Origin of the sequence: Plantactinospora sp. WMMC1484, from assembly GCF_049315195.1 — a bacterium.
Lineage (GTDB): Bacteria > Actinomycetota > Actinomycetes > Mycobacteriales > Micromonosporaceae > Plantactinospora.
Map to the genome: position 1 here is coordinate 450284 of NZ_CP186055.1, position 20983 is coordinate 471266.

Annotated in this window: 20 protein-coding genes and 1 tRNA gene; 4 read left to right on the top strand and 17 right to left on the bottom strand. The window is 71.5% G+C overall.

Going from position 1 to position 20983, the window contains the following annotated elements; all coding sequences use genetic code 11:
• From ACN28C_RS01920 to ACN28C_RS01940, 5 genes are all read right to left on the bottom strand, one after another.
• On the bottom strand, positions 1-1422 hold the full coding sequence (locus ACN28C_RS01920) for a hypothetical protein (RefSeq protein ID WP_422771897.1): 1422 nt from the start codon (positions 1420-1422) through the stop codon (positions 1-3).
• Between the two features lies 1 nt (position 1423).
• Positions 1424-1978 carry a SigE family RNA polymerase sigma factor gene (locus tag ACN28C_RS01925; protein WP_422771898.1) on the bottom strand — a complete coding sequence of 185 codons (555 nt, stop codon included), beginning with the start codon at positions 1976-1978 and terminating at the stop codon, positions 1424-1426.
• 143 nt (positions 1979-2121) lie between these two features.
• On the bottom strand, positions 2122-2367 hold the full coding sequence (locus ACN28C_RS01930; protein WP_422771899.1) for a hypothetical protein: 246 nt from the start codon (positions 2365-2367) through the stop codon (positions 2122-2124).
• A gap of 140 nt (positions 2368-2507) precedes the next feature.
• Positions 2508-3539 carry an alpha/beta hydrolase gene (locus ACN28C_RS01935; RefSeq protein ID WP_422771900.1) on the bottom strand — a complete coding sequence of 344 codons (1032 nt, stop codon included), beginning with the start codon at positions 3537-3539 and terminating at the stop codon, positions 2508-2510.
• Positions 3540-3696: 157 nt separating this feature from the next.
• Positions 3697-4278: a TetR/AcrR family transcriptional regulator gene (locus ACN28C_RS01940; RefSeq protein WP_422771901.1), complete on the bottom strand. Its 582-nt coding sequence runs from the start codon at positions 4276-4278 to the stop codon at positions 3697-3699.
• A gap of 138 nt (positions 4279-4416) precedes the next feature.
• Here ACN28C_RS01940 and ACN28C_RS01945 point away from each other — a divergent pair, with 138 nt between their 5' ends.
• The gene (locus ACN28C_RS01945) at positions 4417-5505 is read left to right on the top strand and encodes a Gfo/Idh/MocA family protein (RefSeq protein WP_422771902.1); all 1089 of its coding nucleotides are present in this window, start codon (positions 4417-4419) and stop codon (positions 5503-5505) included.
• On the opposite strand, the gene ACN28C_RS01950 is transcribed toward ACN28C_RS01945, so the two are convergent.
• The 4 genes from ACN28C_RS01950 to ACN28C_RS01965 form a co-directional block, all read right to left on the bottom strand.
• Positions 5461-5742, bottom strand: coding sequence for a DUF2255 family protein (locus tag ACN28C_RS01950; protein WP_422771903.1), 282 nt, complete (start codon positions 5740-5742; stop codon positions 5461-5463). The two genes, ACN28C_RS01945 and ACN28C_RS01950, sit on opposite strands and share 45 nt — an antisense overlap.
• 90 nt (positions 5743-5832) lie before the next feature.
• Complete coding sequence (locus ACN28C_RS01955) at positions 5833-6735, bottom strand: helix-turn-helix domain-containing protein (protein ID WP_422771904.1); 903 nt, start codon at positions 6733-6735, stop codon at positions 5833-5835.
• Between the two features lie 196 nt (positions 6736-6931).
• A complete protein-coding gene (locus ACN28C_RS01960; RefSeq protein ID WP_422771905.1) occupies positions 6932-7792 on the bottom strand; it encodes an alpha/beta hydrolase in 861 nt (286 codons plus the stop codon).
• A 67-nt stretch (positions 7793-7859) separates the two neighbouring features.
• Positions 7860-8876: an aldo/keto reductase gene (locus ACN28C_RS01965; protein ID WP_422771906.1), complete on the bottom strand. Its 1017-nt coding sequence runs from the start codon at positions 8874-8876 to the stop codon at positions 7860-7862.
• Between the two features lie 101 nt (positions 8877-8977).
• Between ACN28C_RS01965 and ACN28C_RS01970 the strand changes: the two genes are divergently transcribed.
• Entirely contained in the window at positions 8978-9571 is a 594-nt protein-coding gene (locus tag ACN28C_RS01970; RefSeq protein ID WP_422771907.1) for a TetR/AcrR family transcriptional regulator, read from the top strand.
• A 60-nt stretch (positions 9572-9631) separates the two neighbouring features.
• Here the strand turns inward: ACN28C_RS01970 and ACN28C_RS01975 are convergent, their stop codons facing one another.
• From ACN28C_RS01975 to ACN28C_RS02010, 8 genes are all read right to left on the bottom strand, one after another.
• Positions 9632-10702 (bottom strand): aldo/keto reductase, encoded by a 1071-nt coding sequence (locus tag ACN28C_RS01975; protein ID WP_422771908.1) that lies wholly within the window; start codon positions 10700-10702, stop codon positions 9632-9634.
• 187 nt (positions 10703-10889) lie between these two features.
• Positions 10890-11840 carry an alpha/beta hydrolase gene (locus tag ACN28C_RS01980; RefSeq protein ID WP_422771909.1) on the bottom strand — a complete coding sequence of 317 codons (951 nt, stop codon included), beginning with the start codon at positions 11838-11840 and terminating at the stop codon, positions 10890-10892.
• A gap of 331 nt (positions 11841-12171) precedes the next feature.
• A tRNA-Ala gene (locus tag ACN28C_RS01985) sits at positions 12172-12248 on the bottom strand.
• A 158-nt stretch (positions 12249-12406) separates the two neighbouring features.
• A complete protein-coding gene (locus tag ACN28C_RS01990; RefSeq protein ID WP_422771910.1) occupies positions 12407-13240 on the bottom strand; it encodes a hypothetical protein in 834 nt (277 codons plus the stop codon).
• A gap of 291 nt (positions 13241-13531) precedes the next feature.
• Entirely contained in the window at positions 13532-14173 is a 642-nt protein-coding gene (locus ACN28C_RS01995) for a GNAT family N-acetyltransferase (RefSeq protein WP_422771911.1), read from the bottom strand.
• 88 nt (positions 14174-14261) lie between these two features.
• The gene (glp, locus tag ACN28C_RS02000; RefSeq protein ID WP_422771912.1) at positions 14262-15566 is read right to left on the bottom strand and encodes a gephyrin-like molybdotransferase Glp; all 1305 of its coding nucleotides are present in this window, start codon (positions 15564-15566) and stop codon (positions 14262-14264) included.
• A gap of 22 nt (positions 15567-15588) precedes the next feature.
• Positions 15589-16545, bottom strand: coding sequence for a UTP--glucose-1-phosphate uridylyltransferase (locus tag ACN28C_RS02005; protein ID WP_422771913.1), 957 nt, complete (start codon positions 16543-16545; stop codon positions 15589-15591).
• A 9-nt stretch (positions 16546-16554) separates the two neighbouring features.
• On the bottom strand, positions 16555-19539 hold the full coding sequence (locus ACN28C_RS02010) for a diguanylate cyclase (protein ID WP_422771914.1): 2985 nt from the start codon (positions 19537-19539) through the stop codon (positions 16555-16557).
• A 102-nt stretch (positions 19540-19641) separates the two neighbouring features.
• Between ACN28C_RS02010 and ACN28C_RS02015 the strand changes: the two genes are divergently transcribed.
• Both ACN28C_RS02015 and ACN28C_RS02020 read left to right on the top strand, forming a co-directional pair.
• Positions 19642-20256 (top strand): 5-formyltetrahydrofolate cyclo-ligase, encoded by a 615-nt coding sequence (locus ACN28C_RS02015; protein ID WP_422771915.1) that lies wholly within the window; start codon positions 19642-19644, stop codon positions 20254-20256.
• A gap of 160 nt (positions 20257-20416) precedes the next feature.
• Positions 20417-20842 carry an FmdB family zinc ribbon protein gene (locus ACN28C_RS02020; protein ID WP_422771916.1) on the top strand — a complete coding sequence of 142 codons (426 nt, stop codon included), beginning with the start codon at positions 20417-20419 and terminating at the stop codon, positions 20840-20842.
• Positions 20843-20983 lie beyond the last annotated feature (141 nt).

Genomic DNA, 20983 nt, shown 5'->3' on the forward strand with positions numbered 1-20983 from the left:
TCAGTCGCAGGTCCAGCGGACAGCGGCGATGGCGGCGTCGTCCGGGGCGGTCGAGACGTGCCCGCCGACCACCCGGCCGTCGTCGCTGATGGTCACCGCTGCCGGTCCCTCCCGGCCGGGTACCGCTCCGGCCGGCAACGGCAGCGCGAGCGGCCGCGCACCGGCGAGCACCGCCGGGGTCTCGATCCCGGTCGCGTCCCGGACGAAGCCGGCCGTCCAGCCGTGCCGGTTGACCGCCGCCGCCCACGGCAGGCCGGTCAGCGGAGCCGCCTCACCGGTACGCAGGTTCCAGCGGGTGGCCACCGCCTTCTCCTCGGTGCCGGGCGGCGGAGCCGACCAGCCGAGCACCCAGCCACCCCGGATCGACGCCGTGGCGCTGGTGCCGCCGTAACCGTCGGGTGGGGCCAGCGTGCGCGGCGTGCCGTCCGGCGACCAGACCGTCATGCGCGGGGTCGACTCCGAGCCGGCCGGGTGTACCCCGCCGACCACGGTGCCGTCGTCGTCGATCCCGGTGGCGTAGCCGGAGTATGTGCCCTCCGGGGTTTCCAGTCTGATCGGCCGGCCCGCCGCGTCCGCCGGCCAGACCACCGGTCCGGACCCGCCGACCACCGTGCCGCCACCGGTCGGCGCCCCGCCACCGCTGCTCGGGCTGCTCGCCTTCGCACCGGCTGGCCGGCCCTGGTAGGTCAGCGTGTGGAGGTCGCCGAGAATGTCGCCACGTTCGTTGATGTCCACCACACCCCGGGCGCTGCCGTCCGGGTCGGCCAGGTCGACGAAGCGGCCGTCCCGGTAGACCCAGCTCATCCGGGTGGCCGTCCCGTCCCGGACCGCGATGCCGTCGCCGGCGACCGTCCCCCGCGAGTTGACCACCAGCCGGGGCGGGTCGGTGGTCGGCGGGTCGAGCACTGTCAGTGCGCCCCGGTCCCATTGCAGCGTCCACGTACGCGCCGACCGGAGATCCCGGGCCACCCCGACCAGATACCGCCCGGTCGGGTCGCCGTCCAGTACCTGGCTCTCGGTGGCGCCCTCGGGCACCGGTAGCCGCTGCGGCACGCAGCGGGTGGGTGCGGGCGGCGGATTCGGGTCGCCGGATGTCGGCGTGCCGGGGGTTCCGGCAGCGGATGTCGGTGCGCCCGGTGTGCCGGCGGCGGACGCCGGCACACCGGGCCGGGCGATCCGGCCGGTGTCCGGGGCAGGAACGGCGAAGCCGCCGTCGCGTACCGCCGCCAGGGTGACCGGGACCGCCACCAGGACGACGGCGGTGGCTCCGGCCAGCCCGCCGCCGGCCACCAGCCGCCGGTTCCGGACCCGGCGCCGGCCTGCCCGGAGCAGGACGTCGATTTCCAGAGTGGAGGGACGGTCCGGCTCCACGTCCAGCGGGCGCAGCAGGCTACGGGCGGCGTCCTCGTCGTACTCGTGCATCTCATCTCCTCCCCGAAGGGTGCCGGCCAGCGTCGCCGACGACCGGACCCGGTCGCTCGTCGAGACCCGGTTGGTCGTCGAGCAGCCGGCGCAGCGCGGCCAATCCGTGGAAGCTCTGGCTCTTGACCGTCCCGGGAGCACAGCCCAGCACCTCGGCCACCTCCGCGACCGGCATGTCGCAGAGGAACCGCAGCACCAGTACGGCACGCTGCCGGCGGGGCAGCCGGTCCAGCGCGGCCCGCAGCACCGTCCGCTCCTCGACGTCCGGCCCGAGCCGTGGGAGCGGTTCGGGCGGCGCCTCGGTGAGACGCACCCGCTTCGACCACGGCCGCCGCTTCTCGGACTGGAAGAAGCGGACGAGGGTGGCTCGGGCGTACCCGTCGAGGTGCGCCACGGTGCGGATCCGGGGCCAGTGCACGTACAGGGTGGTGAAGGTCTGCTGGACGAGATCGTCGGCCCGGTGCGCGTCGCCGCAGAGCAGGTACGCCAACCGCCGCATCCTGGGCAGCGCGGCGGTGACGAACTCGACGTACTCCTGCTCCCAGTGCGGCGGCATCCGCTCGGCCCTCCCGGTGACGACTCCGGCACTGAGATGCTCGCCGGGCCACGTCCGGTTGTATCCGGTGGAGCGGATTCTTCCCGAGGCGGTGGCTGTCGTCTCACGACAGCGGTCGCTGTCCTGCCCCGGCGCGGCGGTCGCTATTCGGTCATGCCGACTGGGTCGGAGCGGACGAAGGCCATCGTCCAGCAACCGTCGGCGTCCTGCCCGGGGCGCAACTCGTAGAGGTGGTCGGCGCAGGGCCGGCCCGGGCCGGGCTGGCCGGCGTGCCCGTCCCGACTGTTCAGCACCCAGCGTCGCGGTGGTCCACCACCCGGTCCGGCGGGCAGTTGCCGGGTGGCGCCGTCGGCGGGACCACCCGCGAAGCGTACGGAGACCCACTCCACGGCTTCATGTTATGTGGCGGCGGCCCCGGCGCGGCCCCGATCGCCAGAGCCCAGCGGAGGATGGCAGTTGCCGGAGGAGAACCCTGCCGCTGACCCCGTCCTGCCCGCTCATGATTCTGTTTCCTCCCCGTCCCTTGATGTCAGGATTCCGCCGGAAGGTCGAGGATGCGAACGAGCCAGTCCCGCCATCGGCCGCGAGCCTGCCGCCCGAGTCGGGCGTTCGTGGCCTGAAGGGCGAACCCATGGAATCCTCCCGGCCACACGTGCAGCTCGGCGTTGCCGCCGGCACGCCAGATGCGGCTCGCGTAGTCGACGATCTCGTCCCGGAACGTCTCCATCGTGCCGACATCCAGAAAGGTCGGGGGCAGTCCGTCGAGATCGGCCGCCCGGGCGGGGGCCGCGTAGGGATCGACGTCGGCGGTGCCCCGCCCCGTGCCGAGCAACGCCTCCCAACCGAACTCGTTGGATCCGCGATCCCATACGCCGATGCCCACCATCTGGCGCGCCGAGTACGAGTCGTTGCGGTCGTCCAGCATCGGCGACAGAAGCAACTGGCCGGCCAGCCGCGGACCGCTGCGGTCCCGTGCGAGCAGGGCGGTGGCGGCCGCGAGACCACCGCCCGCGCTCGCGCCGGCAATCACGACGCGGTTCGGGTCGACGGACAGCTCAGCCGCATGATCGGCGGTCCAGGCCAAACCGGCGTAGCAGTCCTCGACCGGCGCCGGATGGGGGTTCTCGGGAGCGAGGCGGTAGTCGACCGAGACCAGGGCCAATCCGATTTCCGCCGCGAGGGCGAGGAGGGGGACCAGGTCATTGCCCTGGTTGCTACCCATGACCATGCCGCCTCCGTGCACGTAATAGATCACCGGAGACAGCGTCGGCGCGTCCCGTGGACGGCAGACGAGAAGGCCCACGTCCGGGCCGCCGGCAGGCCCCGGGACCCGGTGGCGCTCCACGACGAGGCGGCCACCGCCCGAGAGGTCCTCCTCTGGAACGGTCATCGTCGCCATGGTGGCGCGTAGCTGCGCGAGCATGTCCGGGGTGATGGTGGACGGAACCATCGCAGTGAAGGCCGCCAGTAGGTCCCGGAGTTCCGGATCGACCTCGGGAGCCCGTCCGACCTTGGGAGCCCGTCCGACCTCGGCATCCGTCATCCCATCCGTAACGCTCACCGAATCACTCCATCTCGACCGCGACAACGAGGACGTTGTCCTCACCTGCGGACAACGCTAGTCCTCAACTGAGGACATGTCGCGCGAGACTCGGGTGAGCATTGACACAGGCACCACGCACGCCCTGCGGTCGGATCGGGGTGCCGCCGGACGGACTTCAGGTAAGGCAACGCATCGCCACGTCGACGGAGAGCATCAACGTGGCACGACATGGGCTGACGGCGCCCATCACCCGGAGGCCCTGGAGAGTGGTGACCAGGAACGTGGCAAGTTCTGCGGGACTTCGGTCGGCCGGGATCTGGTTGCGGAGCTGAGCTTCGGCGATGGTGTCGAACAGGGCCGCCTCCAGCGACTGCGTGGTTGCCCGAAGCCGCTCGGCGACCCGACCGTCCCGGTGGGCCCGCTCGGTCGCGGCGCCGACGATCAGACAGGCCTGACGACGGCCGTCCTGGACGATGTCGTCGACGACGCCCACGAAGACCTCTCGGATGACCGCGCGGGCGTCCTGTCCGGCACGCAGCAGGTCAGTAAGCGGAGCGGCGTAGCGCTGCCGGTAGAGGTCGAGCGCCGCCAGGTAGAGGCCGTCCTTGCTACCGAAAGCGGCATAGAGCGAGCCGCTGCCGAGGCCGGTCGCGTCGGCCAGGTCACGCATCGAGGTGCCCTCGTAGCCCTTGCGCTGGAACAGCTCCATGGCTGCGGTCACGGCGGCGTCGGTGTCGAACTCCCGTTGCCTTGCCACGCCTCCACGTTAACAGTTCTGGATCGTCCGACCAAGAACGACCCGGCGCTTTGCTCGCAGGTGACCCCCGACACGCCCGTATTCTTTGTCGGTCGCTCCAGAAAGCTTTATCGTCGTCGCATCGCTGGAAGGAGCAACATGTCACCAACAGGTGTGGGCATCATCGGCGTCGGCGGGTGGGCGTCCCAGTCGCACATCCCCGTGATCACCGCGTCACCCGACTACGCGCTACGCGCCGTCAGCACATCCCGGCGCACTTCGGCAGCCGCCGCCGGGGAGCGACTGGGTGTGGCTGCGTACCACGACCATCGGGAGCTGCTGGCGCACCCCGGCATCGAACTCGTGGTCGTCGCGGCACGGGTCACCCAGCACGTCGACCTGATCGAGGACGCACTCAAGGCAGGCAAGGGCGTTTACAGCGAATGGCCGCTCGCCAACGGCCTCGCGCAGGCCACCCGGCTCGCGGAACTCGCTCGGACCACTCGGGCCCGTACCGTGGTGGGGCTCCAGGGCCGGTTCGCCCCCGAGGTGCGATACGCCCGGGACCTGATCCGGGACGGCTACGTGGGCGAAGTGCTGGGCACCACGATGGTCGGCTCGGGAATGGTCTGGGGTGGCCGGGTCGCCACCCGCCAGCAGGCCTACTGGTTCGACAACACCGCCGGCGCGACCCTGCTCACCTCGGCCGTACTACACGCACTCGACCCCCTGCACACCATTCTCGGTGAATTCGCGTCGGTGACTGCGAACCTCGTGGTCAGCCGGAAGGAGGCCACGGTGGTCGAGGACGGGTCGACCATTGCCGTCACCGCCCCCGACCAGGTCGGGCTGGTCGGCACACTCGAATCCGGCGCGGCCGCCTCGGTCTTCTACCGGGGTGGCGCGTCCCGAGGTGACAACTTCCGCTGGGAGATCAACGGCACCGACGGAGACCTGGTGCTGACAGCCGGCTGGGGCAACGTACAGGTCGCCCAACTCACCCTCGCCGGCGGCCGCAACCCGGACACCACCGTCATGCCGCTGGAGGTGCCATCCCGCTACACCTCAGAGGTACCTGCCGGTCTGGCCGGCACACCCGCGGACGGCGTCGCGCGGCTCTACGACAACCTGGCGCGCGGGCTGCCGGTGCCCGACTTCGAACACGCGCTGACCCGGCATCGTCTGATCGACGCGATCGAGCGGTCATCGGCCTCCGGTAGCCGAGTCGTTCTGGCGGAACGGGAGTGACGGCGGCTCATCGTACGAGGAAGGCGGAGATTCCCGCGGCGCGAGCCGTACCGTCGCCGTCCGGGCCTGCCGAGCGACGATGCCGTCCGAAAGGGAGCCGTACTTCCGTACGTAGGCCTGGTCGATGTCGGCCTGCAGCTCAGGCTGGTCTGTCGGGGGCAGATGCGCGAATGTGACGTCGACGGTCTGCCCGTCGACGCGGCGCGCGCGACCTGGTCGTGCGACATTGGCTGCCAACCCGCCTCAACTCCTCTCCGGTGGCGCCGAAGCCGACGCGTGACACGGCCAGGTCGCCGCCGATCGTGAAGGAGTGCCGGGTCGGATCGGTCATGACCCCCGCCTGTCGGACGGAGACGTTGATTCCTCTCTGTCCGGTAGAGGGGTCTCGTCGTCGGCGGACCAGGATGCGAGAATTCGCAATCCCTCCTCCGCCGCGCCGCCTGGCTCGGCAGTCATCACCATCAGTGTCTGGTCGGGATCGTCCGGGCTGATCCAGGTGTCACAGTCCAGGGTCAGCGGACCGACGACGGGGTGTCGGTAGCGCTTCTGCCCGTAGCTGGCGTTGGAGACGACCCGGTCGTTCCACCAGTTCCGGAACTCCGGACTGCGTACCGTCAACTCGCCGACCAGCGCCGCGAGTCGTGGGTCGTCCGGGTTGCCGGCCGTTTCCAACCGCAGCGTTGCCGCGCTGGTCCGGGCGGCCTCCTCCCAATCGACGAAGAGGTCCCGGCTCGCCGGGTCGAGAAACAACAGCCGGGTATAGTTCCGCTCGGCCGCGGTCAATCTGCTGAAGTCCTGATACAGAGCTGCGGCCGCCGCGTTCCAGGCGAGGATGTCGTAATAGCGTCCGAAGACGATTGCGGGCGAGTGGTCGAGCCGATCCAGCATTCGCTGGATCGAGGGTCGCACCCGTTGCGCCGGCCGATGTCGACGCCCGGTCAGCGTCTTTCCGGCGAGTTCGTAGAGGTATGCCTGCTGCCCCTCGTCCAGGCGCAGCGCGCGTACCAGTGATCCGAGCACGGTCGCCGACGCCCGCAACCGGCCCTGTTCGATCCGGGTGTAGTAGTCCACGCTGATCGTCGCGAGCCGAGCGACCTCGTCTCGTCGCAGCCCGGGAACCCGCCGTACGGTGCCATCTTCCGGCAGCCCTACCGTTGCCGGCGTGAGTTCCGCCCGGCGCGCTTTGAGGAACGCGCCGAGCTCGGACTGCGACGACGGTTTTGCTGTCATATCCCCATTGTGACGCCCTGTGACCGGAGGAGGGAGGGGAAGGGTTTTTCCCAGGCAGCTCCTGCCCAGACAACCTGCTGGTCCGGCTCCAGCCAAGGCACGGGCACGCGTCGGCGAAGGGCACGACGAGATTCGAGCACCTCGCTCCGCGTCGGCGAAGGGCACGCATCGGCCCGGGCGAGTCGCGTCGACGTTGTCACAGCGGTCCGGTGCCCTCGTATAGCGCCCGGTAGCGACCGTAGAGCGCCGACGCCTCGTCCCCGAGCGCCACGGGGTCCAGCGTGTTGTGTGCCACCCCGGACGAGGCCGGGAGGACGAGGGTCCCGAGGTCGATCGCGTTCGCGTTGGCGAACCGCTGTGCCGCCGCCATCGCAGCGGCCCTGTCGATGACCGCGTCGGCCTCGCTGTAGACCAGTCCCAGACTGCGCAGGCCGGTTCGGCGTGGCTGGCGTGGCAGGCCGAGCGCGATGCGCAGGTACTGAGTCACCGCCGCCAGCGAGTAACCGCGGGACGTTGTGCGGTCGGGAAGCAGGCGGCGTCCGTACAGGAAGGCGAGCGGGCGGAGTGCGATCACCGGCACCGTCCGGACGTCGGGGCGGAAGAACGGCGACAGCAGGAGCATGCGCCTGACATCCTCGTGCTGCCCGGCCAGCCAGGCAGCGAGTACGGCGCCGCCGGATATCCCCACGACACCCACCTCGTCGCCGAGGCCCCGGACGATCCGGAGCGCCTCCTCGGCGTAGCGTCTCAGCTCCGCGGCGTTCAGCAGGTGGTGGCCGTTCGCCTCGACGGTGCCGTGCTGGGGGGCACGCGGAATCCACACGTTGTATCCGCCGTCGTGGAACTCCTCGGCCAGTCCGTCGTACTGCTCAGGGGCATGGGTGTAGCCGTGCAGCATCAGCACCGCCCGCGCCGTCCGGTGGCCGTGACCGCACAGTCGGCTGCGGGACCGCTGGCGTACGCGCGGGTCCTGGGCTTCGTCTCCGATGACGGATTCGGCAGCCGTGATCGCCGTCGAGAAGGCGGAGATCCGCGCCGGCGCCTCGCGCGAGTTCATCGTCGTCGATCCTCGCCGCGGCGCCGCCAGAGGGTGCCGGGCCGACACTCACCGGTCCACCGCAAGGTCATTCGGGCAGGGGCGGCGTGACGCCGTCGAACCAGTTGGGGATCTCGCGGTTCGCCTGGGCCTCACGTTCGCCATCGATCCGAATCGCGTTGAGCCGGGCCAGCTGGTCGTCGCTGAGGGTGACGGCGGCAGCGGCGGCGTTCTGTGCGAGATATGACACCCGGCGCGTGCCGGGAATCGGAACGACGTCCGGGCCCTGGTGCAGCAACCAGGCGAGCGCCACCTGGCCCGGTTCGGCATCGACTTCGGCGGCGATCTGGCGAACTACGGCCAGCGATAGCTGGTTGGCGTCGAAGTTCTCGTCGGAGAACCACGGCATCGACCGCCGGTGGTCGCTCTCGTCCAGTTCCGCGCGCGACGCGAGGGTCGCCGTCAGCGCACCCCGGCCGAGCGGGCTGTAGGGGATGACCGCGATGCCGAACTCGCGGGCGACGGGCAGGACCTCGTTCTCGATCTGCCGTTGCCACAGCGACCATTCCGTCTGCACCGCGGCGATGGGGTGCACCGCGGCGGCCCGCCGCAGGGTGTCCGCGCCGGCCTCGGACAGGGCGATGTGTCGCACCTTGCCCTCGGTGACGAGTTCGGCCATGGCCTCGATCGTGACCTCAATGGGCGTATCGGGGTCGATGCGGTGCGCGTAGTAGAGGTCGACATGGTCGGTGCCGAGCCGGCGCAGTGACTGTTCCAACTGACCGCGCAGGTAGGCACGGGTGCCGTCGAGCCGCACCTGCTCGCCCGGCCGCGACGGAAGCACGATGCCGAACTTGGTCGCCACCACGAAGTCGTCACGATGGCCCCGTAGTGCGCGCCCGAGGATCTCTTCGCTCGGTCCGTACACGTCTGCGGTGTCAAGGAGGGTAACGCCGAGTTCGGCCGCACGTTCCAGGATCGCCCGCGCCGCCGCGTCCTTGTCGTAGCCGCTCTGGCCGTAGTAGTCACCGAAGCTCATGGCGCCGTAGCCGATGGCACCGACGGCGAGCCCTCCTGGGCCGAGTTTGCGCTGCGGGATTGTCATGTCCGTCCTTCAGATTGGCGGCACGGACGATATGTCCACGCCTGCGGACAAGGATATGTCCACGAGCGTGGACTTGCAAGTCGGCCGCCTATCCTTGAACGGTGACCGACGACTCGGCCTCGACCGGCTACATGTCACGCAAACGTGACGCCGCAGCCACGAAGCAGGCCATCCTCCACGCCGCACGCACCGTGTTCACCCAGTCCGGCTACGACGGGGCCGGGGTACGCGAAATCGCAGGGCTCGCCGGGGTGGATCCGCGCCTGATCGGGCGATACTTCGGGTCGAAGGAGCAACTGTTCACCCGGGTGGTCGAGGACGCCTACGCCGACCACCTGATGATGACGCCGGAGACCAACGCCGAGGCCGCTCGGGCACTGCTCTCCGACCCGACCGCGGCGCACGCCGCCGGCATGCTCCTGACCCTACGATCCGCCTCCAACGAGCGGGCCGCCACGATCATGCGGGACAGCCTCGAACGCAACTTCCAGCGCGTACTGGCCGACGAACTCGCCGGCCCCGATGCCGCTGCCCGGGCCGCTCTGCTCGTCGCCGTCTGCACCGGCGTGCAGTTCATGCGCAACGTGCTGCGCAGCAGCGAACTCGTCAACGGCGACGCCGGTACGCTCGCTGTCTATCTGAGGGCCGCGCTGGACGCGATCGCCGCCGCACCGTCCGCCCCGGCGGCAGAGTAGGCGCGGCAGCCGCGCACCGGGTGCGAGGCTGCCGCGCACGGGCGAGGCCGACGACCGACCTCAGGCGTTCGCGTTCACCATTCGCTGGTAGCCGTCGAGATACGGCTGTTCGACGGGATCGGGACGGTCGGTGGCGAGCATCGCCCGATGCCAGTACGGATAGATCGCGGGAGGCTGGGTCGCGGTGTCGACGGCGGCGATCTCGTCCTCGGTCAACGTCAGTTCCAGCGCGGCGAGGTCGTCGCGCAACTGCTCCTCGGTCCGGGCGCCCAGCACGATCCCCGTGACGCCGGGCCGCTGTCGCAGCCACGCCAGGACCACGCGGGCCATACTGACGCCTCGGCCGTCGGCGACTCCGGCCAACACCTCGATGATGTCGTATGCGCGCTCCATGTCGACGACGTGCGGCTCGGCCCACTCCGTGCCCTGGCGGGTGGTCGGAGGCACCGCCTGCCCGCGACGAACCTTGCCGCCGAGCAGACCTTCGCCGAGCGGGCTCCAGACATACGTGGCGAGACCGGCGTCCCGGGCGGCGGGCAGGATGTCGTACTCGGTCTGCCGGTTCTCCGGGGTGTAGTTGACCTGCTGTACGACTGGAGCGACCAGGCCGTGTAGCCGGGCCTCGTACATCGTCTTCGTGATCTGCCAGCCGGAGAAGTTCGAGACTCCGGTGTAGCGGACCTTGCCCGAGGTGACCAGGGCGTCGAGAGCGGACAGGGTTTCCTCGATGGGCGTGATTCCGTCCCACTGGTGCAGGTACAGCAGGTCGAGATGCGTGCGGCGCAACCGCCGGAGGCTCTTCTCCACCTCGCGCACGATGTGGGCGCGCGAGGCGCCGCCCTGGTTGGGTGCATCACCAAGCGGCATGCGGACCTTGGAGGTGACCAGGATGTCGTCGGTCCGACCGGCGAGGAGCTCGCCAACGATCTCCTCCGCTTCGCCGAACGAGTACATGTTGGCGGTGTCGATCATGTTGACACCGTGGTCGAACGCGATGTCGAACAGCTTGCGTGCCGCGGCGACGCCCAGTCCGCCCGCAGGCTTGAACATGGGGTGCGAACCCATGTTCAGTGTTCCCAGCACGAACTCGGAAACGAGCAGTCCGGACCGGCCCAGCGGTTGATAGCGCATAATTCCTCCTTAGCCCGCCCGGATCGCTTGAAACCGCTACGCACCGGGTCGGTCATGTTCCACCGGACACGTTCGTTCCGGCGCGTCGGGCATCGCTCCGGTGTCATCGGCCGAGATCTCCGGCAGCGTGGCGGAGGGCGCCGAAACGTCCGACTGTGGTGGCGACGGCCGGCGCCCCGCGTGACAGCTAGACCCTGACGGCCCGTGCCGCGAGATGGTGGTTGAAGAAGGGTACGAGTTCGGCGACGACCTCTGGGACGTACCGGTCGTACAGGTCGACGTGGGTTGCGCCGTCGACGCGGTGCAGACGCTTGGGCTCACGAGCCTGTTCCATCGCCCGCTCCGACATCCAGGCGGTGACCGCTTCCGTGCCCACGACCATCAGTAGCGGGCGTGGGGCAAGCATGTCGATGAGGTGGAAGGCGTTGAAGTTCACGATCCTGTCGATGCTGGTGAGCGTGAACTCCTTCGCCGAACGGGGATGCTGTCCCCGGTCGGTGCAGTAGTACTCCCAACCGTCGAACACGTGCTGGCCGCCGGCGCGAGCCTCTTGTTCGTTGGCGGGGAAGATCGGCGCCATGCGCGGCCGCCCGCCGGCCGCCTCGGCGGTGCGGGCGGCGGCGGCCGCGTCGAGCACGCCCTGAATCACCGACGGGTCCTGGGTACCGTCGGCGCCGACCCGGTTGGCCAGGCCGGTGTCCACGGCGCTCACCGTCGCCACGGCCCGGATTCGGTGGTCGGTCACCGCGGCCGGAACGACATAGCCGCCGGAGGCGCAGATGCCGAGCCCGCCGATGCGCTCGGGATCCACCTCGGACCGGGTCGTGAGGAAGGAGACGGCGTTTTTCAGGTCCTCGACCCGCTGCGCGGGGTCTTCGATGCCGCGCGGCGTTCCGCCGCTCTCGCCCTGGTAGGCCGCGTCGAAGGTCAGTGCGATGAGGCCGGCGTCAGCGAGCCGCCGCGCGTACGCGGCCGCGGTCTGCTCCTTGACCCCACTGGCCGGGTGGCCGACGACCACTGCGGCAAGGGGCTCCGTGGCGGCGTTCTCGGGAGTGTAGAGATGACCGGCGATCATGACACTGGCGCTCGGGAACGAGACGTCGCTTCTCATGTCACCAGCGTGCGTCGCGGAACGCACGTCGAGGAGAGACCAGATCCTGCCCGGGAAGGTTTGCTCCCCGGCTACGGCTACGGCTACACCGACAGGGTCGACAAGCTCGCCAATGTTTCTACACGTACCTCGTCAGCAAACTGGGCAGACAGATCACTCACGCCCTCGCCCGGTGCTGCCACGACCGCCCCCTCGGCATACAAAGTAGTTATGCGCCTGTCACCCACCTCACCCGTTCGGCTTGAGTTTGCCCGCCACGTGCCTCGGTCTGAGGCTCCGCCTGCCGGTCAAGTGACGGTCAAATGATCAAAGGCGGGCTCTCGATCATCCGAGAACCCGCCCTTGACCTGCTGCTTTGTGGTGGAGCTGAGGGGATTTGAACCCCTGACCCCCTCGATGCGAACGAGGTGCGCTACCGGTCTGCGCCACAGCCCCTGGAAACCGGCCCGCGCCACGAGCTTGCGGGCGAGCCGGCGACAAGGCTAACAGGTCGGTTACCCCGGGCGCGAACCAGCCCCGACCGTCGAGGTGCTGGGCCGGGGGCCATTCCGATTACCGGAAGATGGCCCGGGACGTTACCTGCGTCCCGGCTCTCACCTACCGCCAGCCTCGTAGGGACGGCCACGGAGGCCGCCGGCACGGCGGTAGGAGACCGAGCCGGCCGCCCGGCCACCGCCGCCGCTGGCCGCCGGTGGCAGGTCGGCCAGGCGGTTCATGTCCAGCGCCGCCCGGCGTACCGCCTCGCGCTGTGCCGCGAGACGACGCTGCGCCTCCCGCCGGACCTGTGCCCGGCGGGCCTGGGCACGCCGGACCTCCGCCTGCCGGGCGGCCAGCCACGCCGCCTCCCGGGCCTCCGCCCGCCGCCGGCGGCGCTCGGCAACGGCGCGGCCACGCAGGTGTACGAGGTACGCGGCCAACAGCGTGCCGGTGACCGAGAAGCTGATCCAGAAGCCGGAGCTGACCAGCATCACGCCGATCAGCTCGACAAGGTTGAGTAGTAGCAGGGCGGCGAAGACCCGGCGCCGCCGGTAGACGGCAGGGGTGTGCCGGCCGGGTGGGCGCCGGCGGCGGGCGCGTCCCGGGTTCCGGGGTACCGCGCTCAGCCGGCGGCTCCGCCGAACGCTTCCGGGTGGCCCGGAGACCGGCGCACCGGGGCCGGTGGCCGGCGAGACGGGCTCGGCACCGGTCAAATCAGTGGACGCGGCACCGGAACGTAGCGTGATGATTCGACCGCGGGGTGGATTCAACGGCTGTCGGCCCGGGACGCTACGCCGCCGCCGACGGCGCTGCAGCACCCGCGCCGTCGACTGCGCCCGCTCCGCCGCCAGCCGCTCGGTGGCGTCGTACCGGCGGACCAGAGCCGGCGCGAGGGCGAGCAGACCGGCTGCGGCGAGGACGGCGAGGAGCACCGAGGCCGGCACCCTCATCCCTCCCGTCACCCACCTGGGGCAACCAACCGGACGAGCATGCCCGCACCCCCGGTGCCGCCGCGGTAGGCGCGGATTCAGCCCGGAGCTGATGCGGATCCGTCCGACGTTGCCGCACGTCCCGATTACTTCAGGTTACGGGGGCAGCGCACGAATATCGTGCGGCACGCCGGCCGACCTGCGAACAGGAAGATCAACAGGGTGGACCGCGGGGCCCGGCGGAGAGGGGCGGCCGGCGAATCGGAGCCAGGAGGTGGACCGAGCCGGAGCCGCGAGAGGGGCGAGCCGGAGCTAGGAGGCGGCGGCGCGCAGTCGGTGCCAGCGGGCCAGCAGCCCGCCCTCCCCGGCGACCTCCTCGCTGGTCATCGCGTAGCCGATGTGGTCACGCCAGGCGCCGTCGATGTGCATGTAGCGCGGGTGGTAGGCCTCCTCGCGGAAGCCCAGCTTCTCGACCACCCGCCGGGACGGCCCGTTCTCCGGCCGGATGTTGACCTCGATCCGGTGCAGCGCGCCCGGCCCGAACGCGTGGTCGACGGCGAGTGCCATGGCAGTGGGGATCACCCCGCGCCCGGCCACCCGGCCGTCCACCCAGTAGCCGACGTACGCCGAGCAGAAGGCGCGGCGCACGATGTTGCCCAGGTTGAGGTGCCCGACCAACCGCTCCCGGCCGCCGTCGACCAGGCAGACGGCGAACGGCATGCTCTCGCCCCGGCGTGCCTGCTTGCGCTGGTCGCGGTAGACCCAGCGGAACGCGGCCGGGGAGTTGAGTTCGTCCCAGCGGCCTGGCGGGAACGACTCCCAGGGCGCCAGCCAGGCCTGGTTGGCGCAGCGGATTTCGGACCACGCCGTGGCGTCCGACCGCCGGTACGGCCGCAGCAGCACCGCCCCGTCCCGCAGCACGACCGGCCAGCCCGGGGTGGCAGCGAGGTTCACGCCCGATGTCCCGTCGGCAACCCACGTCTCCTCATCGACGATCCAACGCCGTTCGGCAAGGCCGTCACCGACCCGTTCGGCAAGGCCGTCACCGGCGCCGGTCCAGCAGGAGGACATCCACGGTGGAGCCGGCCGCCGCGCTGGTCACCCGCTCGCCGAGCACCATCAGGCCGTTCGCCTCGGCCAACCCCGAGAGAGTGTACGGCCCGCCGCGCAACGGCTGCACCGTGTAGCCACCGCCGCGCCGCTCGGCCACGTGCGCCGGCCGGAACTCCCGCAGACCGGCCGGGGAGGAGACCGTCTCCAGCAGGTGTGCCCGGACGCTGGGCCGGAACACCGGCTCGGCGCCGGCCAACAACTGGATCGCCGGCCTCGCCAGCACCTCGAAGCCGATCAATGCCGCACCGGGCTCCCCGGGTAGACACACCACCGGCACCTCCTCGGCTCCGACCGTACCGAACCCGAGCGCGCTCCCGGGATAGAGGGCGACCTCCATGAAGGTGACCGGACTGGCCCGACCACCGTCCCGGCGGGAGAGCACCCGGCGGATCATGTCACCCGGACCGGTGCCGCTGCCACCCGTGGTGATGATCAGGTCGGCCCGGAGTGTCTGGTCCTCCAGCAGCCCGCGCAGCCCCTCCGGATCGTCGTCGCAGATGCCCACCCGGTACGCCAGCGCACCCACCTCGGCCGCCGCCGCCGTGAGCGCGTGCGAGTTGACGTCCACCACCTGCCCCGGCTGGCTGGCCCTGCCGACGTCGACCAGTTCGTCCCCGGTCGCCACGATCACCACCCGGGGACTCGGCCGGACCACGACGTGCCCGATGCCGGTAGCCGCGAAGACCGCGACCAGGGCCGGCGAGATGTACGAGCCGGAGCGGGCCAGCAGCGTACCGGCCGGCAGTTCCTCGCCGGCCCGGCGCAGCCCGTAGCCGCGCTTCGGAGTACGGAAGATTTCCACCGCCGCCATGCCCTGGTCGGTCCACTCCACCGGCACCACCACATCGGCGGCGATCGGCAGCGGCGACCCGGCGGCCACCGAGAAGCACGCGCCCGGGGTGAGCCGTACGGGCCGCCAACTCGCCGCGCCGAGGTCACCGACGACGTTGAGCCGCACCGGCCGGGAATCGCCGGGACGGGCGGCACCGTAACCGGCCCGCCCGGCACCCGCGATGTCCTCCCAGCGGGCCGCGTAGCCGTCGATCGCCGCCTGGTCGAAGGCGGGATAGGCGTGCGGCGCGACGACGTCCTCGGCGAGCACGTTGCCGTACGCCTGGGTGAGGTCGAGGTCGAGCGGAGGGAGCGCCCGCAACCTGCGCAGCACGCTGCCCAGGTAGTCGGCGAGCGGCGTCAGCTCGTTGGCGGCCGCCTCGGCATCGGCCGTCGCTGTCACACCGTCACCTCACCGGGGGCTGTCATGTGCGGCGGCCGGCGTCGGAGGCGACGAACTCGCCCAGCCACTGCCGGAACTCCGCACCCAGATCCTCGCGCTCGCAGGCCAGTTGCACCACAGTCTGCAGGTAGCCCAGCGGCATGCCGGTGTCGTAGCGGGTGCCACGGTAGACGATCGCGTGCACCGGCGTACCCTCCTTCAGCATCAGCCCCATCGCATCGGTGAGCTGGATCTCGCCGCCGCTGCCCCTGCCGGTACGCCGGATCGCGTCGAAGATCCCGCCGGGCAGGACGTATCGGCCGAGTACCGCCAGGTTGCTCGGCGCGTCCTCCGGCTTCGGCTTCTCGACCAGGCCGGTCACCTCGACCACCTCGCCGAGGTCGGTCAGTGCGGGATCCGCCGGCTCCACCGAGGCGATGCCGTACCGCTTGGTCTCCTCCGGCGGCACCTCGAAGAAGGCGAGCACGATGCCGCCGGTCCGGGACTGGAGGTCGAGCATGGCCGGCAGCAGCGGCTCGGCAAGATTCACGAACTCGTCGCCGAGCAGCACCGCGAACGGCTGGTCGCCGACGTGCGACTCGGCGTACCCGACGGCGTGGCCCAGGCCGAGTTGCTCCGGCTGCCGGCACGTGTAGATCTGGGCCAGCTCTCCGGGGCGGCGCACCGCGGCCAGCAACTCCGGGTCGCCCTTCTCCTCCAGCCTCGCCTCCAGGTCCGGCCGCCGGTCGAAGTGGTCGACCATGGCAGTCTTACCCCGACCCGTGATCAGCAGCACGTCGTCGAGCCCGGCCTGGGCGGCCTCCTCGACGATGTACTGCAGCACGGGGCGGTCGACGACCGGCAGTAGTTCCTTGGGCACCACCTTGGTGGCGGGCAGGAACCGGGTGGCCAGGCCGGCGGCCGGGATGACCGCCTTCACCGCCCGCCGTCCGGCCGTCGGGGTGGAGGAGTTGGCTGGGGTCGCTGCGTGGTCCGGCATGTCGCGAGACTATCGGCCACGACCCTGACGCGGCGGTTGTGGCCCGGATAACGCGCCGTCCGGGCCGCTCTCCGCGCTGACCGGTCCAGCTCCGTCCGGGCCGCTCTCCGGGCCGACCGGTCCAGCTCCGTCCGGGCCGACCGGTCCAGCTCCGTCCGGGCCGACCGGTCGATCTCGGTGCGGACCGGCCTCCCTGCCGTCCGCGGCGGTCCATTCGTCGTCCGGGCCGGTCTCACTGTCGTCCTGGCCGGTCCTTCCGACGACATGCGGACCGGCCCGCATGTCGTCGCGGACGGGTTCCGCGCCGCGCGAGCCGAACGCCGATCGGCCACCGGCTCGGGGCAGCCCGTCGTCCGGAGGCGTCGCCCCGGTCCGAACCGGTATCTCCTGAATCGTCAACCGCCCCCGCGCGCTGGCCATCCGATAGGTGTCCCGGCCTGCGGCCTTCGCCGCATAGAGCGCCTCGTCGGCCGCGACCAGCAACTGTGGGCCGCTGGCGGCGTGGTCGGGATAGACGGCGACGCCGATCGACACGGTGACCGAGACCAGCGCCCGGATCGGGGCGACAACGCCGGGCCGGGGCCGGATCGCGATCGGGGTCTCCCGGACGGCCGCTCCCAGCCGCTCCGCCACCCTTGCCGCCCCTCTGGCGTCGGTCTCCGGCAGGAGTACCACGAACTCCTCGCCTCCCTGCCGGAAGGCGAGGTCGACCTCTCGCATGGTGCCCCGGATCCGCTGGGCGAACTCGGCCAGCACCGCGTCCCCGGCCGCGTGCCCGTACGTGTCGTTGACCTGCTTGAACCGGTCGAGGTCGAGGGCGAGCACGCTGAGCATCCGGCCGAAGCGGCTGGCCCGTTCGATCTCCCGCCGGACCGACTCGGTGAGGTAGCGGTAGTTCCAGAGCCCGGTCAGCGGGTCGGTCAGCGACAGCCGCTGCGCCTCCTCGTGCACCCGGACGTTCTCCATCGCCACCGCCGCGTGATCGACGAAGCTGCGCAGGGTTACCAGGTCGGAATCGTCGAACTCGTCCGCACCGAGCCGGTCGTAGAGGGCCAGTACGCCGATCGTGGGGGACCCGCCGGACGGCAGCGGGCCGGTCGAGAGCGCCCTCGCCGGAACCGCCGTACCGGGCTCGGCCGCCGGACCGGGTCGACCTGCCGTCGTCGCCGGGCGCGCCGGCCGCCACCCGGTCATCGTCTCCGGGACCACCTTCGCCACCGGCTCAGGAGCCAGCCCCGGCACCGGCTCGCAAGCCAATCTCGACACACGCTCCCACTCGGGCACCGGCACCGGCTCCGGTGCCCGCAGCGACATCCGCTCCAACTCCGGTGCCCGCGCCGGCATCCGCTCCAACTCCGGTGCCCGCAGCGACATCCGCTCCAACTCCGGTGCCCGTGGTGGCGACAGCGCCGGCAGTGCCACGGACGGCGGAGGCGGGACCCGGCCACCCGTGCCGGATACCGAGAGCGGCACCGCGACGTACGTCCGGCAGCGCGGCTCCCGGCCGTAGAGGCGCGGCCCGTCCCGGTCGAGCCGGCCCCGGCGCGGCTCACCGGTGGCCGCGACCCTGCCGAGCAGCCCTTCGCCGAGCGGCACCCGCAGCGCCGGCAGGTTGCCCGAGCCACGCCGGTCGAGCCCTTCGGCGCACTCGCCGACCAGCACCCCGGTCCTCGGGTCGAGCAGCAGCACCACCCCGGCCCGGGCCCCGGTGGCCGCCATCACGGCCCGGAGCAGCACCTGGAGGATCCGGTGCAGGTCGTGCGTGCTGGCCAGGGTGTCGCCGAGCATCGCGAGCTGTTCACGCAACTGGTGCCGGCTGATCACCAGTGCCCGCAGATACGACTCTGCCTCCCGGGTCATCCGGTTGAAGCTGTCGGCGAGCCGCCCGACCTCCTCGGGGGCGCGGACCCGTACCCGGGTCGCCAGGTCACCCTCGGCGACCCGGTCGGCAGCCCGGGTCAGCTCGGCCAGGGGGCGGGTGGTGGCCCGGGCCAGCCGTCCGGCGGCCAGCACCGCGAACACCCCGGTGAGCAGCACGACGAGGCCAAGCGGCCCGTAGCGGGCCGCCGGCGGGTCGCGGGGCACCGACAGCACCAGCGGCAGCGGCTGGCCGGGGGCCGGACCGACCCGCCGCACGAAGCGGCCACCGTCCGCCCGGACGATCGTGTCACCGGAGATCCGTCGGGCGGCGGCGAGCACGGCGGCCCGGGAGCCGGTGGACTCGGTACTCCGTGACTCGGCGCCCTGCGGACCGGCATCCGGGGACGTACCCACCGGGTTGATCCCCCACGGCGGCGCCCCGGCGCCCGGATACGGCCCGGCCGGGCCGCCCACCGCCGGATCACGTGCATCTCCCGAGCCACCGGCGTCCACCGGACCGCTCGCGTCCGCCGGGCTATTGGCGTCCGCCGGGCCGCCGGACGCGGAGCCCGGTGCCGGGCCGGTGTCCGGCGGCACCACGGCCTGGGGCGTCGCGGCGGATTCGGGAACATCACCGAACAGGGTCACGGCGGTCCCACTGACGGCGGCGAGTTGCTGGACGAACGCCTCGTCGAGCACCTGCGCGGCCCAGACCGCGCCGATCACCGCGCCGGACCGGTCCCGGAGATCCACCCGGGCCGCCAGCGCGCGGGGCTCCGCTTGACCGGCGCCGACAGGGCCGGTGCATGACGCCCAGGGCTGCGCCGGCGCAGCCGGGGTGGCGAAGGTGACCACACCGGTCGCGTCGCTGATCAACACGGCGGCGGCCAGACCACGGGTCACCGCCTCGCCGGCCGCACCGGTGCGGTCGGCCGGATCTGCGAGTACGGCGAGCGCACCGGCCGTGGCATGCAACTGTCGGCAGAGGGCGCCGACCGACGTACGCACGGCCTCGGCGGCGAGGTTGAGCCGGTGCTCGGACTGGTGGCGGCTTGCCGTGGCGACCGTACCGGCGACGCAGAGCGCCCCGAGCAGCACCGGCCCGAGCACGACGGCGAGGAAAGCGGTGGTCAACCGTCCGCGCAGCGTCACTCATCCCCCCGGAAGCTCGGCACCCGATGCTGCGATGCTGACCCCAACCGCAATGGTTAACCGGCCTGCCCCCGGGAGTGTTACGTGCCGGAATTTTCGGATGACAGCGTCGGCCCGACCAAGTCCGGGCTCCGGGCCACCATGCTCGCCCGCCGTCGGGCGCTGCCGGCTCCGGCCCGCCGGAGCGCCGCCGAGCGCCTCCGGGCCGACCTCCTCGCCCTGATCCGGCGGGTACGACCACGCCGGATCGCCGGCTACGTACCGGTCGGCGCCGAGCCCGGTGGACCGGAGCTGCCGGAGGTACTGGCCGAGGCGCTGGGAACGACCGGCCACCTTCTGCTGCCCGTGCTCCGGCCCGATCTCGATCTCGATTGGGCCCCCTACGGCGGCCCGGGTTCGCTGGTCGCGGCCGGCCGAGGGCTACGACAACCCGGCACCGGCCGGCTCGGCCGGAGCGCGATCGGATCCGCCGAGTTGGTCGTCGTGCCGGCACTGGCCGTGGACCGGCGCGGGATGCGGCTCGGTCGCGGCGGCGGCTCGTACGACCGGGCCCTGGTCCGGGTCGCGGCCGAAGCTCTGACCGTGGCGTTGTTGCACGACGGCGAGTTGGTCGACTCGGTCCCGGGGACGGATCACGATCGTCCGGTCCGTGCCGTGATCACCCCGGCCGGAGGGTTCCAGCACCTGATCACCGGTTGACCGGCCCGTCGACCAGCCACCGACCACCCGTCGGCCCGGCATCGACCAGCCAACGACCGCAGGTACCACGTGGTGACCGGGCCCGCCGGAGGTCGGCCTCGACACTTCCGCTGGACGAAAGCGGGTACGATGCCGCACCATTGGCACTCGGATACGTCGAGTGCCAACCGATTTGCAAGATCCGGAGGAGAACGTGCCCACCTACCAGTACGCCTGCACCGAGTGCGGCCACCAGCTCGAGGCGGTGCAGTCCTTCACCGACGAGCCGCTGACCGAGTGCCCGGCGTGCGACGGGCGGCTGCGCAAGCTCTTCAACTCCGTCGGCATCGTGTTCAAGGGCTCCGGCTTCTACCGGACCGACTCCCGCGGCAACGGTGCGGAGAATGGCAACGGCGCGGCGGCCAACTCCGACTCGTCGAAGGGCGACTCCGCGAAGACCGGTTCCGGGGGCGACTCGGGATCGAGCGGCGGCGGCACCGCCAGTTCGGCTAGCGGCAGCGGCGGATCCGGCTCTGCCAGCGACTCGACGAGCACCTCGGGCAGCAAGCCGAAGGCGACGTCGTCCTCCTCGACCAGCACGAGCTGACTCCGGCCTGGCCGGCGGCGGAACGGTTATCCACAGGCGCCGACTTGTCCACAGGGCATGGATTTCCCGTCCCCGTGCCGGGCCACCCTCGCTAACCTGCTGCGCACCGGACGGCGCCGATCCCGCTGGCACCGCCGGTCG